The organism is Hymenobacter lapidarius, assembly GCF_001816145.1.
Classification (GTDB): Bacteria; Bacteroidota; Bacteroidia; order Cytophagales; family Hymenobacteraceae; genus Hymenobacter; species Hymenobacter lapidarius.
Map to the genome: position 1 here is coordinate 119,256 of NZ_MDZB01000164.1, position 14,908 is coordinate 134,163.

Sequence of the window (14,908 nt, forward strand, 5' to 3'; positions counted from 1 at the left end):
GCCGGAATAAGTCGGCTAAGGGAAATCAGTCGAAATTATTCGATTTTGTAGCGCACTCCCAGGTAGGTGAGGCGGCCATAGACGGGGCCCCACACCATGGCGGCATCGAAATTGGGGCCGAACGGGTTGGCGGCGCCATCAATAGGGTTGGCCTGGCGGTAATCGGTCAGGTTCTCCACGCCGGCGTACAGCACCAGGCGCTTGAACGCCCGCGTGACCTGGGCATTGAGCAAGGCGTAGCGGGGCGCCACTTCCGGCACGTATTCCTGGCCCGAGCCGTGCGCGTGCATGCTCTGAATGGGCGACAAGGGCCGCTGGCCATACCACTGCACCGTGGCGTCGCCGCGCCATTTGTCGAAAGCGCTGGCGTAGGCCACGTTCAGGAAGGCCCGGTGCGTGGGCGTGAGAGGCTTGGGCAGCAGCACGCCATCATAGGTGGTGCGCACGTCGAGGTACTTGTAGGCACCTTTCACACCCAGCCCTTTCAGGGGCTCAACCTGCAGCTCGCCCTGCAAGCTGCGAGCAAACGAGCGGCCGCCGGGCAGCAGGTTGTTGATGATGATGGCGCGCGGGGCGGTGTACATGTCGGCCACTACCTGGTTGTCGAATTCCGTGTGGTAGTAATCGGCCACGAACGTGGCGGGCCGGCCCAGCACCGTGAAGTACTGCGTGGCGCTGCCCCCCAAGTTCCAGGCCCGCTCCGGCCGCAGGCTGTTGCCGATGATGAACTGGCGGGCGCTGGCCAGCACGGCGGCGTTGTCGGCAATGGGGTTGGCCACCCGGAAGCCGCGCCCGGCTGCTGCCCGCAGCACGGTGTTTTTGGCGGCGTCGTACTTCAGGTTGAGGCGGGGCGTCACCTGCCAGCCGTAGAGGTTGTGGCGGTCGGTGCGCAGGCCGGCCACTACCGTCAGGTTGCGGCTGTTTTGGTAGGTGTATTCGGCAAAGGCGCCGGGCACCAGCTCGCGGCGGTTGCGGTGCTCGCGGTTGTGGCGCTCTTCCAGCGTTTCGGTGCTGTAGACGTACCCATCCTGAAAAATCTCCCGGTAGTCATCGTACAAAAAGCTGAGGCCGGCCCGGTACACGTGGGCGGTATTGCCCAGCACGCTTTGGAAGAGCAGCGTGCCCTGGCCGGTTTGCTGGGTGCCGTCGTAGGTGCGCGGCCCGCTGGCGGGAGCCGGCGAGTAAGCCGGACTATACGCCGAGGTAAACCGGTGGTCGGTGCCACTCAGTAACAGCCCCAAGCTCTGAAACGGCCGCGATGGCCAAGTGAACGACGTTTTGGCGTACCCAGTGTAGCGCGTGGTGGCCTGCGTGGTGCCATAATGTCGTAGGAAAGCCTCCGGGCCAGTGTCGCGGAAGCCCAGCTGCCCGCCCTGACGGGTTTCGCGCAGGGCGCCCAGGCCCACCTCACTCACCAGGCCCTTGCCGGAAAGATACTTCCACTTGTTGAGGGCGTTGAACTGCGTTGCCAGCGGCAAATCCAGTAACCGGTCGTTGTTGCGGTCCACCCGGTTGCCCAGGTAGTCGGTGTGCAGCAGCAGCACGGTGCTCCACTTAGGGTTGATGCGAACCGAGCTGTTCAGGTTGATGTCGAATTTGCCCAGGTCGTTGCCGTACATGTTGAACAGCAGCTGGTCGGTTTTATCGGACTCCTTCAACTTCACGTTCACCTGCCCCGAAATCGCCTCGTAGCCGTTCACCACCGAGCCCGTGCCTTTGATAATTTCAATGCTCTCAATCCAGGGGCCGGCCAGGTAGCCGAGGCGGTAGGGCGCCGCCAGCCCGCGCAGGGCCGGCTGGTTGTCCACCGTCAGCAGCGAATAGCTGCCATCAAGGCCCAGCAGCTGAATTTGCTTGGCCCCGGACACGGCGTCTGATGTGGTGACTTCCACCGAAGCGTTGGTTTCGAAGCTTTCGGCCAGGTTGCAACAGGCGGATTTGGTCAGGTCGCGGGCCGAAATCACCTGCACGTTGGCCGGGGTGATGGACGAGTAGGAGGGGGCCCGCTCGGTCACCGTGACTTCGCCCAGCTCCTGGCCGGCGCGCAGGGCCACGCGCAGGTACGGCGCCTCGGTACTTGGCACCACCACCGTATCGGGCCGATACCCCAAGGCCTGCACTACCAGGCGCGAAGCCGCCCGGGCCGGACGAGTGAGCTTGAACCGCCCGGCCTCGTCCGAAACCGCCGTGATGACGGGTGCGTTGGCGTCGGCGGCGTCCAGCAGCCAGCGCACTATGGCACCGGGTAGGGGAGTGGCTTTGCCGGCTTCGGTCACCTCGCCCCGCACCGGGGTAATGGTAGAGGACTGCGCCAGGGCCCGGCCAGCGGGCAGCCACACCAAAGGAAATGCAACAAGTGCAAACAGGGGAATCCCCCTGCGAATGGGTATCATAATAGCTGATGCTTAAGGTTATCTGAAAATACGGCTATCCCGCGGCTTACGCCACGACTAGCCGGAGTGCTGCCTGGGCGGCACCGCGTATGCTCAGAAAACCCTAAACGAGTAGCGTGCAGACCAGGGCCAAGAGCCCGCGCCCGCCTAGGGGAGGCGGCGAGGAATCTGCCGCGAACCAGCGTGGGATGCCTGATTCGGGGTTCGGCACCAAAACCCCCGTAGGCCAGGTAGGTCCCAGCGCTGGCAGCACCGCCGGTAGCGGAGCTGGTAAGAGTACTTTGGCTGCAAGCCCGTGGGCCGGGGTGGTGAGCTTGTGCAGGTGGCTGCTGAAATCGCAGCAGGCATCCTGGGGAATGGGCACCGCCGCGGCTCTTTCTAACGCCTCGCATTCCACGAGACGCGCTGCCTTGCCCAGCACCGATACGTCGATGGTGCTATTGCCACTCATGCGGCAGGTTTGCCGCTGCACCGACAAGCCCACCGAAGCAGTGAGCACCAGCAGGGCCAGGGCCAAGCTGACGAAGCGACGGAACAAAGAGTGGTGTGGCATTGCAGGCGCAAAGGTACAGCCGACGGGCGGAGAGGAGGAAATAGGATTGAGTCCGGGAGGTGCACAATCCAGCTCTGGTCCGTCGAGCGCTGCCGTCCGGAGCAAGCCGCAGGCAGGGCCGCCACAAGTGCAAAAACTCACCGAGTAGCAAGGTGACAGACCCAGCGACTGCCCGATGGACGTCCAAAAACCCCCTTACAATGCAAATGAAGACCTATTCTGTTTTGTGGTAGGAAATGGTAAATTGTGGTTGGTTTCCGAACGGCTTCCCGTACATTTGCTAATACCGTCCGCTTTCCTTCGGGCGACCACTGCCCATGAACCTGTTGTCCGGCGAATACGAATGCAAGCTTGACCCCAAGGGGCGGCTGGTGCTGCCGGCCAAGGTGAAAGGCAACCTGCCCGAGCAATCCGGCAACCAGCTTGTGCTGGTTCGCGGCTTTGAGCCGTGTCTGGTGCTTTACCCCCGGGTTGCCTGGCGCGTTATCCACGAGAAGGTGATGGCCCTGGATGAGTTCAACGAAGAATACCGCCAGTTCCAGCGGAATTTCTTCCGGGGCATGACTGAAGTAGAGCTTGATGCCATCAATCGTTTCATGCTACCTCGCAGCATGTTGCGCTACGCCGGCATCGAGAAAGAAGCCATTATTGTGGGCCTGGGCAACCGCTGCGAAATCTGGGACCCCAGCCGCTACGATGAGTTTCTCATCAAGGACCAGCAGCGCTTTAGTAAGTTGGCGCAGAAGTTTTTATCGGTTGAAACGCCGCCGCCCGGTGGCCCCCTTGCGTGAGCGACTACACCAACGATACCGCCTACCACCGCCCGGTGATGCTGGCCCAGTGCCTAGCCGCTCTCGACCTCAAGCCCGGGGGCCGCTACGTCGACGTCACTTTTGGTGGGGGAGGGCATTCCGCCCGCATCCTCGAAATGCTTACCACCGGCCACCTCTACAGCTTTGACCAGGATGCCGACGCGGAAGCCGAGGCAGAAAAGTTAACCAAGCCGCAATTCACATTTGTTAAGGCCAATTTTCGGGATTTATTTGCTGAATTACAGAGTCTTGTCGCGTTGCCCGTTGATGGCCTGTTGGCTGACTTAGGCGTTAGCTCCCACCAGTTCGACACGCCCGAGCGGGGCTTTTCTACCCGTTTCGACGGGCCCTTGGACATGCGCATGGACCCCGATGGGCCCCTGACGGCCGCCGACATTCTTAACGATTACAAGGAAGCCGACCTGCACCGCATCTTCGGCATGTACGGCGAGGTGACCAACGCCCGCACCCTGGCCCAGACTGTGGGCGCTGCTCGCCGGGGCCGCCGCCTCGAAACCATTGCCGAGCTCAAGCAGGCCATTCAGCCCTGCACGCCCCGCGGCAAGGAAAACAAGTACCTGGCCCAGGTTTTCCAGGCCCTGCGCATTGAGGTGAACCAGGAAATGCAGGCCCTGCAGGAAATGCTGCTGCAAACGGCCGACGTGCTGCGGCCCGGTGGGCGGCTGGTGGTGCTCAGCTACCACTCCCTGGAAGACCGGCTGGTCAAGAATTTTATTGGGAAGGGGAAGTTTTTTGGAAACGTCGATAAAGACTTCTTTGGCAATGAAAGCAAGCCTTTTGAGGCCGTGAACCGCAAGCCCGAAGAAGCTGACCCCGACGAAGTCGCGCTGAACAGCCGCGCCCGAAGTGCTAAATTGCGTGTTGCGATTCGAAACGAGTGAACATTTTCCGGCGGCGCTTGGGCTGGTTTACGCCCGCGCTCCAGCCGTTGATTTTTCTGCGTCCAACTTCGCCAAACGCTTTCCCAAGTACGTGTAACAGCCTTTTCTGAGCAGCAGCCCGTGGCCACCAATACCCTAAGACCTTCTGACAGCCCCCGGCGGGCCAACGTGCCCCGCGAGATGCCCGCGCCGGCACCCGAGGTGCTGCCTCAGGCCGTGGCAGTAGAAGCGCCCGAACCGGAGCCAGCGCCGGTGCCAGTTGCCGAAAAACGTCCGCGCCGGCCCAAGCCCGAGCCCCGGGCCGACGCCCGGCCCAAGAGCTCCTGGAGCTTGTTCTCGCTGCTGGACCGGGTCACGAGCGTCGACGGACTGTTCCGCGAAGGCCTGCCGGTGCGCTACCTGCCGCACCTGTTATTCGTGATGCTGCTCACGCTGCTCTACATCGGCAATACCCACTACGGTAACCGGATGAACCGCAGCATTCAGCGCCTGAAACAGGAAACCGAGGACCTGCGGGCCGACTACACCACGTTGAAGTCGGACTACATGGAGGCCAGCAAGCAGAGCGAGGTGGCCCGCAAAGTGGCCGCCTTTGGGCTGGTGGAAAGCTCCTCGCCGCCTTTCCGCATTTCGGTCCCGGCCGGTCGGCTCGACGCCGCTGAACTGGAACTGATGCCCGTGCTCACCGCGGACACTCTATCTGCCCGGGCCGCTCGCGACTCAGCCGCAGCCCAGCAAAAAGCCTCGCTCTCGGGCCGCAAACGGTCTGGCGCAGCCGGTGCCGACGACACCGACACCGTTGAGCCGGAAATAATTGCCCCCCCCCAAGGTATTGACAGCGCCTCGGCAGGGGGCGCTGCTCCAACAGCCCAGCAAGTGGATAAGCCCAACAATAGAATGCGGGTACAAAAAAGCACAAGCCAGTCTAAGGCAAAGTCGCCAAACAAGCAGGCAGTTAGAACAGATTCCCGATGAAAGGCAGCGTTAAGAAGTCCATAGTGACGCGGGTGCGGCTGGCCTTTTTGGGGGTAGCCGTTTTCTCGTGCGCCATCTTTTGGAAGGCAACCAAGATTCAGTACCAGGAAGGGAGTCGCTGGCGGGCTTTGGAGCAGGAGCGGCGCATCAGCTACCAGGCAGTGCCCGCCACGCGGGGCAATATCTACTCTGATAATGAGAGTATTATGGCCACCTCGCTGCCCTTCTACCGGGTAGCCTGGGACCCTGGGGTGGTGGAGGATGCTGTGTTTAAAGCGGGCGTGGATTCGCTGGCGTGGCACTTGTCGCACTTTTTCCAGGACCGCAGCGTGCAGGAGTACCGCCGCCGCCTGGTGAATGCGCACAGTGCGCGGGAGCCCATCTTGCGGTACATCCGCCTCAACTCGCGGCAAATCAACTTTCAAGAGAAGAAGCTGCTGGCCAAATGGCCCATTTTCCGGGCCAAGCGCAACCGCGGCGGCGCTATTTTTGAGAAAGTCGACAAGCGGTTTCGGCCGTTTGGGGGCCTGGCGCAGCGCACCATTGGGTTTATAAACGAAGACAAAAACGGCGCCGGTCTGGAGTATACGTTCGAGCAAAGCCTGGCTGGCAAGGCCGGCGAGGCCCTATTTGAGCGGGTGCCCGGTGGCGTGAAGCCTGTGTACGATGGCACCGAAATCAAGCCCCAACCCGGCTACGACGTGAAAACCACCCTGGACATTAACCTCCAGGACGTAGCCGAAAACGCCCTCTACAAGTCCCTGGTAGATAACAACGCCCAATACGGCTGCGTGATTCTGATGGAAGTGGCGACCGGCGAAATAAAGGCCGTGGCCAACCTGGGAAAAGCCTCCGACGATACCTACAAGGAGGATTACAACTACGCCTTCGCCGACCAGGGGCGGACGGAGCCGGGTTCTACCTTCAAGCTGGCGTCGATGATGGCCCTGTTTGAGGCGCGGCCTGACCTCACGCTCGACGACATCGTGGACACCGGCAACGGCCGGATGTACGTGGGCGGGGCCGTGAAGTCGGACTCGCACGGCTACGGCCGCATCACGGTGCAGCAGGTGTTCGAAAAGTCGAGCAACATTGGCGTAGCCAAGCTTGTGGACAAGTATTTTGCCGCCAACCCCAGCGAATACACCGACCAGCTCAAGAAATTTGGTCTCGATAAGCCGCTGGGCTTCCAAATGACCGGCGAGGCCCGGCCCTACGTGAAGGACCCCAACGACCGCAGCTGGAGCCGGACTTCGCTCACCACCATGAGCATTGGCTACGAGCTGAAGCTGGCCCCGCTGCAGACTCTGGCGCTCTACAATGCCATTGCCAACAACGGCGTGAAGGTGCAGCCGCTCATCGTGAAGGAAATAAAGCAGGCCGATAAAGTGCTGCAGCGCAACGAAACCGTGGTCCTCAACCCCAAAATTTGCTCAGAGTCCACGCTAGCCAAGGTGAAATCCATGATGGAAGGCGTGGTGTCTCAGGGCACGGCCCGCGGCATCAAGCCCAAGGACTATACCATTGCCGGCAAGACCGGCACGGCCTGGAAATTCAAAAACGGACAATACACCAAAACCTATTCTACCAGCTTCTGCGGGTATTTCCCGGCCGATAAGCCCAAGTACAGCTGCATTGTGGTGGTGGACTCGCCCCGCAACGGACGCATCTACGGTGCCGACGTGGCCGCGCCCGTGTTTCGCGAGGTGGCCGATAAGTGCATGGCCCGGGACCTGCTCAGCCAGCGTCCGCTGCTGGCCAAGGCCCGCTTGAACAAGAGCCGCGTGCCGCTGGTGCGCGCCGGCATGCAGGACGAGCTGGCCCTGCTCTGCCAGCGGCTGGGCCTGCCCGGCCAGACCCAGGCCACCGGTGGCGAAGAGTGGGTGCGGGCCGCTTCCGACACCGCTTTCCACGCCCGTACCGTGGCCCTAGTGGTGAACCCCGTGCGCCCAGGCTACGTGCCCCAGGTGCGCGGCCTGACCCTGCGTGACGCGTTGTTTTTGCTGGAAAACCGCGGCCTGCACGTGCGCGCCGTGGGCACGGGCCGGGTGCGGGAACAGTCCATGCCCGTGGGCGCGCGCTACAAGCGCGGCGACGTTATCAGCCTGAACCTGGTGGATTCTGGTCCGCGCCTGGCGGCCCCGCAAGCCCTGCCCGAGCCCGAACACACCGACTTGGCCGAGAACAAGCTGCTCACCCCGGCCGACCCCGAGCCCCTAGCCAGGCCCCGTACTACCAAGGCCACAGCGCTCCAGCCCGCTCGCCCCAGGCAAATGACAGCCGCCAAAGCCCGGAAACCAGCTGTGGAAACGGCTGCAGCCGCAAAAAAAGCGCCGGTTAGAAAAGCTCCTCCCAAAGACTCCAAAAAGCCGGCGGCACCCGCCAAGCCCACCATTCGCCGCGCCTGATTCTTTTAGAAGGCGACGCCCGTAGGCTGGCTCTTACTGCTCCCGACTATTACCCCATGATTTCCCTGCCGCTCTTTTCCTTACTTACTGATGTGACCGTGCTGGCCCAGCACGCCCCGCCGACGTGCCCATCACGGCCCTCACCCTCGACTCGCGGGAGGCGGGGCCTGGAGTGGCTTTCTGCGCCCTGCGCGGCACCGCTACCGACGGCCATAAGTTCATTGCAGGAGCCGTGGAGAAGGGGCTGGCGGCGGTAATCTGCGAAGAATTGCCGGCCATGCGCAGCCCCGCCACGACTTATGTGGTGGTGAAGGACAGCGCCGAAGCGCTGGCGCACATGGCTGCGGCTTTTCACGGGCATCCCTCGCGGCAACTGAAGCTCATTGGCATCACCGGCACCAACGGCAAAACCACCTGTGCTACGCTGCTGCACAAGCTGCTGCGGGAGCTGGGCTACCACGCCGGCTTGCTGAGCACGGTGCAAAACCAGATTGACGAGGAAGTTATTCCCTCCACCCACACCACGCCCGACGCCATCCGGCTGAATGCGCTGCTGGCCCGCATGGTGGCGGCCGGCTGCACCCACGCCTGCATGGAAGTGAGCAGCCACGCCGTGGCGCAGCACCGGGTGACGGGGCTGAGGTTTGTGGGGGGCGTGTTCACCAACCTCACCCACGACCACCTCGACTACCACGGCACGTTCGACAACTACCTGAAGGCCAAGAAGGGCTTTTTCGACGCGCTGCCAAAAACGGCTTTTGCGCTGACCAACGCCGACGACAAGCGCGGCCCGGTGATGCTGCAGAACACGGCCGCCCGCCGCGACACCTATTCCCTGCGTGGGGCCGGTACCTTCCGCGCTCGACTCATTGCCAACGAGGTGCATGGCCTGCACCTGGAGATGGAAGGCCGCGAAATCCTCTTCCGCCTCATTGGCGTGTTCAACGCCTACAACCTGCTGGCGGTGTACGGCGCCGCGGTGCTGCTCGGGGAGGACCCCACGGAGGCGCTCACCATCCTCTCGGGGCTGACCACGGCGCCCGGCCGCTTCGAGCCAGTGGTATCGGCCAGGCAGCTCGTTACGGGCATCATCGATTACGCCCACACGCCCGACGCCTTGGAGAACGTGCTGCAAACCCTGCACGAAATCCGGCAGCCGAGCCAGCAGATTATCACGGTGGTGGGCTGCGGCGGCAACCGCGACGCAGCCAAGCGGCCCATCATGGCCAGCCTGGCTGCCCGCCTGTCCAACCGGGTCATCCTGACTTCCGACAATCCGCGCTTTGAGGACCCCAACGCCATTCTGGCGCAGATGCAGGCTGGCGTGACCGCGCCCGATTCGGCCAAAGTCCTCACCGTGGCCGACCGCCGCGAAGCCATCAAACAGGCAGTGCAGCTGGCCGGGGCCAACGACATTGTGCTGGTGGCCGGCAAGGGCCACGAGAATTACCAGGAAATCAACGGCGTGAAAGCGCCTTTTGACGACAAGCTGGTATTAACTGAAATTTTTGCTGCTTTGGGCAAATAACCGCCCAACGCTAACCGTAGCCTGAATGCTTTTTTACCTCTTCCGTTACCTCAACGAGCATTACCATATCCCCGGATTGGGGGTGTTTCAGTACACCACGTTCCGCGCCGGGCTGGCGGTGGTCATCTCCCTGCTCATTGCCCTCACCTTTGGCCACCGCCTCATCAAGGTGCTGCAAAAGAAGCAGGTGGGCGAAAGCATCCGCGACCTGGGCCTCCAGGGTCAAATCGAGAAAAAAGGCACGCCCACCATGGGCGGCCTCATCATCATTCTGGCCATTCTGGTGCCGGTGATTTTGCTGTGCCGGCTCCGCAACATCTACATCATCCTCATGATTCTGAGCACGGTGTGGCTGGGCCTGATTGGCTTTCTGGACGACTACATCAAGGTGTTCCGCAAGAATAAGGAGGGGCTGAGCGGCCGCTTTAAGGTGCTGGGCCAGGTGGGGCTGGGCATCACGGTGGGCTGGGTGCTGTTCTATAGCAACGAAATCACGGTGCGCGAATACCTGCAGCCCAACGGGCAGTATTCCACCATCGCGGCCACCAAGATTTTCAAGGACGTGCACCTGATGATTACCACGGTGCCCTTCATAAAGAACAACGAGCTGAATTACGGCGACTTATTCGCCACGGCCGGCACGTTTTTCAACGGCCTGTACGGCTTTCTCTACATTCCCATCGTCATCTTCCTGATAACGGCCGTGAGCAACGGCGCCAACATCACCGACGGCCTCGACGGTCTGGCGGCGGGCACGTCGGCCATTATTGGCATCACGCTGGCCATTTTCGCCTTTGTGAGCGGCAACGCACTGCTGGCTGATTACCTGGACGTTATGTTTATTCCGGACTCCGGGGAGCTGGTTATTTTCTGTACGGCCTTTGTGGGGGCGTGCATCGGCTTTTTGTGGTACAACAGCTACCCGGCGCAGGTATTCATGGGCGACACGGGCTCGCTGGCGCTGGGCGGCATCATTGCCGTGCTGTCCCTCATCGTGCGCAAAGAGCTGCTCATTCCCGTGCTGTGCGGCATTTTCCTCATCGAAAATCTCTCCGTGATTGTGCAGGTGAGCTACTTTAAATACACGCGCCGCAAATACGGGGAGGGCCGCCGTCTGCTGCGCATGTCGCCGCTGCACCACCACTACCAGAAGCTGGGCTACCACGAATCCAAAATCGTTTCTCGCTTCTGGATTGTGGGTATTATGCTGGCGGTCATCACAGTGGTTACTTTGAAATTGCGCTAATGCATTTCCCGCAGAAGGCGCAGAAGTTTTCGCAGAGGGCGCTGAGACGTTCTTCGGCGTCCTCTGCGAAAACCGCTGCGCCTTCTGCGGGAAATCTTACCCTCACACCATGAACATTATAATCCTCGGAGCCGCCGAAAGTGGAGTAGGAGCCGCGCTGCTGGCGCAGGCCAAAGGCCATGTCGTGTTCGTCTCGGACCGCGGTGCTATTCAGGACTCGTACAAAACCAAGCTCACGCAGGCCGGTATTGAGTTCGAAGAAAACCAGCACACCGAGGCCAGAATACTGCAGGCCGATGAGGTAGTTAAAAGCCCCGGCATTCCAGAGAAAGCACCCATTATCCAGGCGCTGCACGAGAAGAAGATTCCGATTATCTCGGAAATTGAGTTTGCCGGCCGCTATACCCGGGCCAAGTGCGTCTGCATCACGGGCACCAACGGCAAAACCACCACCACGCTGCTCACCCACCATTTGCTGAAGGAGGCCGGCCTGAACGTGGGCCTGGCCGGCAACGTGGGGTATAGCCTCGCCGAGCAGGTAATTGCCGATGCCCACGACTACTACGTGGTGGAGCTGAGCAGCTTCCAGCTGGACGATACCATCGAATTTCAGCCGTGGATTGCCGTGCTGCTCAACATCACGCCCGACCACCTGGACCGCTACGGCTACTCCCTGGAGAGCTATGCCCGCGCCAAGCTGCGCATTGCCCGTAATCTGGACAGCGAAGGCACCTTCATCTACAATGCCGACGATGAAGTGACCGGCAAGTACTTGCAGTCGGCGTTTATGGAAACGCGCTTGCTGCCGTTTGCCCTGCACCAGCGGCCCGACGTGTGGCTGGCGGGCTACTACACCGCCGAAGACCGCCTCTGCACGAACCTGGCCCCCGGCCTCGCCGACGATGGCATGGAGGTGAGCACCGCCACGTCGCCGCTCATTGGCCAGCACAACCGGCAGAATACGCTGGCGGCAGCCCTGGTGGCCCGCGTGGCCGGCCTGAGCGCCGAGCAGATTGAAGCCGGCCTGGCGACTTTCCAAAACGCCGACCACCGCCTGCAGCCGGTAGGCGAAATCAACGGCGCCCGATTTGTCAACGACAGCAAGGCCACCAACGTGGAAGCCGCCTGGTACGCCCTGGACGGCATCAAGCAGCCTATTGTGTGGATTGCGGGCGGCACCGACAAAGGCAACGACTACAGCAGCCTGCTCGGCCCCGTGCAGAACCGCGTGAAGGCCCTCATTTGCCTGGGCGTGGACAATGCTAAGCTCCGGGCGGCCTTCGACGGCGTGGTGCCCCACGTGGAAGAAACCCAAAGCATGGCCGACGCCGTGGCCCGCGCCACGGCCCTGGCCGCCCCCGGCGACGTGGTGCTGCTCTCGCCCTGCTGTGCCAGCTTCGACCTATTCAAGAACTACGAGGACCGCGGCCGGCAATTCACGGCCGCCGTGCAATCCACGATAACCCGACGCATCAGCGAATAATCCGCTCGTACAGGCCTTTTCATCTCCCGCCCATGGCTCTTTCCTCAAACAACTGGCTGCAGCGCAACCTCAAAGGCGACCCCATTTTGTGGGCCATCGTGCTGCTGTTTTCCTTCATCAGCATTGCTGTGGTGTACTCGGCCACCGGTACACTGGCCTATAAGAAGATGGACGGCAACACCGAGCATTTTCTTTTCAAGCACACCGCCCTGATTCTGGTGGGACTGGGCTTTATGTGGGCCGCGCACCGCATCGATTACCGCTATTACTCGCGCCTGGCGCTGTATGCGCTGCTTATTTCGGTGCCGCTGCTGCTGTTCACCTACCTCATGGGTTCCAACATCAACGAGGCCTCGCGCTGGCTCACCATTCCGGTCATCAACCAAACCTTCCAGCCCTCCGACTTGGCCAAGCTGGCCCTGATTTCGCACCTGGCCAGCATGCTCAGCCGCCGCCAGCAGCACCTCGACGACTTCTGGACCACGCTGTTTCCCGTAATGCTGTGGGTGGGCATTATCTGCGGCCTCATCATTTTGAGTAACGCCTCCACGGCGCTGCTGCTATTTGCTACCTGCCTGCTGCTCATGTTTATTGGCCGCGTTCCGCTCCGCCAAATGGCGGTGATGATTGCCATCGGCGTGGTAGTGGGCGGCGCGGGCCTGGCCACTGGCCAGCGCGGCAAAACGGTTATTTCGCGCGTCACCAACCACTTCGCCAGCGCCCAGGACCCCACCAAAAAAGTGCCCTTTCAGCTCGAACACAGCTACATCGCCATTGCCACGGGCGGTATCACCGGCAAGGGCCCCGGCAAAAGCACCGAGCGCAACATCCTGCCCCACCCGTATTCTGACTTTATCTACGCCATCATCATTGAGGAGTACGGGCTGCTGGGCGGCGGCGTGGTGCTGTTCCTCTACCTCGCCTTTCTCTACCGGGGCCTCAAAACGGTGATGAACAGCTACGGCGCCTTCGGGGGGCTGCTTTCGGCGGGCCTCAGCTTCAGTCTGGTGCTGCAGGCGCTGGTAAACATGGGCGTGGCCGTGGGCCTGGGGCCCATCACGGGCCTGCCGCTGCCCCTGCTGAGCATGGGCGGCACGTCGCTCATCTTCACAGGCATCAGCATCGGTATTATCCTGGCCGTGAGCCGGGGCGAGCGCGAAGTGCGCCCCATGACCGGGGAACCCGACGACACGGCGCGCATTCCGAGCAAGCGCGCCGCCTACGCGTAGTTTTACTTATCAGGTATCGGGTAGTAATTAACAGGGCGCCGGTACAGTAGCGTAACATATCGAATGAAGCTGATTCCCGCATGTAATTGCTTGCGAAACCTCTTTTACCCTCGCGAAACCTCGCGCTAAATGCCAGACACTTCACCTCTTCGCGTTATCATCAGTGGCGGTGGCACCGGCGGGCACATTTTCCCGGCCGTGGCCATTGCCAATGAGCTGCGCCGCCGCTTGCCCGACAGCGAAATCCTCTTCGTGGGGGCCAACGGGCGCATGGAAATGACGCGCGTGCCCGAAGCCGGCTACAAAATAGTGGGCCTCGACATCAGCGGCCTGCAGCGCCGCCTCACGCCCCAAAACCTGTTGTTTCCCGTGCGGGTGTTGCGTGCGGTGCGCAAGGCCGGCAAGCTCCTGGAGCAATTCCGGCCCGATGCCGTGGTGGGGGTGGGGGGCTACGCCTCGGCGCCGGTGCTGCTGGCCGCCACGTCGCGCGCCATTCCGGCGCTCATACAGGAGCAGAATTCCTATGCGGGCTTGGTAAACAAGCTGCTGGGCCGCCGGGTAGGCCGCATTTGCGTGGCGTATGAGGGCATGGAGAAATTCTTTCCCCAGGAAAAAATTGTGGTGACGGGCAACCCCGTGCGCACCGAAATTGCCAACGGCGACCGCGCCGAAGCCCTGCGGTTTTTCGGCCTCGACCCCAATAAGAAAACGCTGCTCGTCATTGGCGGCAGCTTGGGGGCCCGTACCCTCAACCTGGCCACCGTGGCCGCCCTGGCCCGCCTGCGCGAGGCCGGCGTGCAGCTCCTCTGGCAAACCGGCAAGCTCTACTTCCCCGAAGCGCAGAAGCAAGCCGAACCCTACAAGCAGGACAACCTGCAGGCTCTGGAGTTCATTCAGCGCATGGACCTGGCCTACGCTGCCGCCGATGTGGTGGTGAGCCGCGCCGGGGCGCTGTCCGTGTCGGAACTCTGCCTCACGGGCAAAGCCTGCATTCTGGTGCCCTCGCCCAACGTGGCTGAAGACCATCAAACCAAAAACGCGCTGGCGCTGGTGAGCAAAGGCGCCGCCGTGCTCATCACCGACGAGCACGCCCCGGCCCGCCTCTACGACGAAGCCCTGCGCCTGCTGGCCGACCCGGACCGCCAGAGCCAGCTCAGCACCCGCGTGCGCGAGCTGGCCCGGCCCGAGGCGACCGCGACGATTGTGGACGAGCTGATGCGATTAATTAAAAATTAAAAATTATGAATTAAAAATGGTGTTCCGAAAGTCATTCAGATACCGAAGCTGTTTAGAAAGTAAAAGGACTCCCAAAAAAGCGCGAAATTTGAGTTACGACACTCCTTTTTTCGCATTTTAATGGAAGTCCTGTCCAAAGATAT

11 protein-coding genes are annotated in these 14,908 nt (G+C 61.6%); 9 read left to right on the top strand and 2 right to left on the bottom strand.

The window, feature by feature from the left end:
• Positions 1-35: 35 nt before the first annotated feature.
• Both BEN47_RS19080 and BEN47_RS19085 read right to left on the bottom strand, forming a co-directional pair.
• Positions 36-2,339 carry a TonB-dependent receptor gene (locus BEN47_RS19080; protein WP_239691667.1) on the bottom strand — a complete coding sequence of 768 codons (2,304 nt, stop codon included), beginning with the start codon at positions 2,337-2,339 and terminating at the stop codon, positions 36-38.
• Between the two features lie 157 nt (positions 2,340-2,496).
• Positions 2,497-2,946: a hypothetical protein gene (locus BEN47_RS19085; protein WP_125921816.1), complete on the bottom strand. Its 450-nt coding sequence runs from the start codon at positions 2,944-2,946 to the stop codon at positions 2,497-2,499.
• A gap of 317 nt (positions 2,947-3,263) precedes the next feature.
• On the opposite strand from BEN47_RS19085, the gene mraZ reads away from it, so the two are divergent.
• The 9 genes from mraZ to murG all read left to right on the top strand — a co-directional run bounded on the left by mraZ (position 3,264) and on the right by murG (position 14,765).
• A complete protein-coding gene (gene mraZ / locus BEN47_RS19090) occupies positions 3,264-3,737 on the top strand; it encodes a division/cell wall cluster transcriptional repressor MraZ (protein ID WP_070730801.1) in 474 nt (157 codons plus the stop codon).
• A complete protein-coding gene (rsmH, locus tag BEN47_RS19095; protein ID WP_083322600.1) occupies positions 3,734-4,660 on the top strand; it encodes a 16S rRNA (cytosine(1402)-N(4))-methyltransferase RsmH in 927 nt (308 codons plus the stop codon). Before mraZ ends, rsmH begins: the two co-directional genes overlap by 4 nt.
• 120 nt (positions 4,661-4,780) lie before the next feature.
• A complete protein-coding gene (locus BEN47_RS22360) occupies positions 4,781-5,635 on the top strand; it encodes an FtsL-like putative cell division protein (RefSeq protein ID WP_239691668.1) in 855 nt (284 codons plus the stop codon).
• Positions 5,632-8,043, top strand: a complete 2,412-nt coding sequence (locus BEN47_RS19105) for a PASTA domain-containing penicillin-binding protein (RefSeq protein ID WP_083322601.1) — start codon at positions 5,632-5,634, stop codon at positions 8,041-8,043. The genes BEN47_RS22360 and BEN47_RS19105 overlap by 4 nt, the downstream gene beginning before the upstream one ends.
• Positions 8,044-8,167: 124 nt before the next feature.
• Positions 8,168-9,571, top strand: a complete 1,404-nt coding sequence (locus BEN47_RS19110; RefSeq protein ID WP_083322602.1) for a UDP-N-acetylmuramoyl-L-alanyl-D-glutamate--2,6-diaminopimelate ligase — start codon at positions 8,168-8,170, stop codon at positions 9,569-9,571.
• A 25-nt stretch (positions 9,572-9,596) separates the two neighbouring features.
• Positions 9,597-10,817 carry a phospho-N-acetylmuramoyl-pentapeptide-transferase gene (gene mraY, locus BEN47_RS19115; protein WP_070730806.1) on the top strand — a complete coding sequence of 407 codons (1,221 nt, stop codon included), beginning with the start codon at positions 9,597-9,599 and terminating at the stop codon, positions 10,815-10,817.
• Between the two features lie 109 nt (positions 10,818-10,926).
• Positions 10,927-12,300, top strand: coding sequence for a UDP-N-acetylmuramoyl-L-alanine--D-glutamate ligase (gene murD / locus BEN47_RS19120; protein WP_070730807.1), 1,374 nt, complete (start codon positions 10,927-10,929; stop codon positions 12,298-12,300).
• A gap of 32 nt (positions 12,301-12,332) precedes the next feature.
• Entirely contained in the window at positions 12,333-13,529 is a 1,197-nt protein-coding gene (locus tag BEN47_RS19125; protein ID WP_070730809.1) for an FtsW/RodA/SpoVE family cell cycle protein, read from the top strand.
• Positions 13,530-13,658: 129 nt separating this feature from the next.
• A complete protein-coding gene (gene murG, locus BEN47_RS19130) occupies positions 13,659-14,765 on the top strand; it encodes an undecaprenyldiphospho-muramoylpentapeptide beta-N-acetylglucosaminyltransferase (RefSeq protein ID WP_070730811.1) in 1,107 nt (368 codons plus the stop codon).
• Positions 14,766-14,908: the final 143 nt, after the last annotated feature.

Bases quoted from the DNA above. Each gene is read 5' to 3' on its own strand.
- murD (WP_070730807.1), top strand. From the start codon at position 10,927: ATGAACATTATAATCCTCGGAGCCGCCGAAAGTGGAGTAGGAGCCGCG.
- mraY (WP_070730806.1), top strand. From the start codon at position 9,597: ATGCTTTTTTACCTCTTCCGTTACCTCAACGAGCATTACCATATCCCC.
- murG (WP_070730811.1), top strand. From the start codon at position 13,659: ATGCCAGACACTTCACCTCTTCGCGTTATCATCAGTGGCGGTGGCACC.
- BEN47_RS19105 (WP_083322601.1), top strand. From the start codon at position 5,632: ATGAAAGGCAGCGTTAAGAAGTCCATAGTGACGCGGGTGCGGCTGGCC.
- BEN47_RS19085 (WP_125921816.1), bottom strand. From the start codon at position 2,946: ATGCCACACCACTCTTTGTTCCGTCGCTTCGTCAGCTTGGCCCTGGCC.
- BEN47_RS19125 (WP_070730809.1), top strand. From the start codon at position 12,333: ATGGCTCTTTCCTCAAACAACTGGCTGCAGCGCAACCTCAAAGGCGAC.
- mraZ (WP_070730801.1), top strand. From the start codon at position 3,264: ATGAACCTGTTGTCCGGCGAATACGAATGCAAGCTTGACCCCAAGGGG.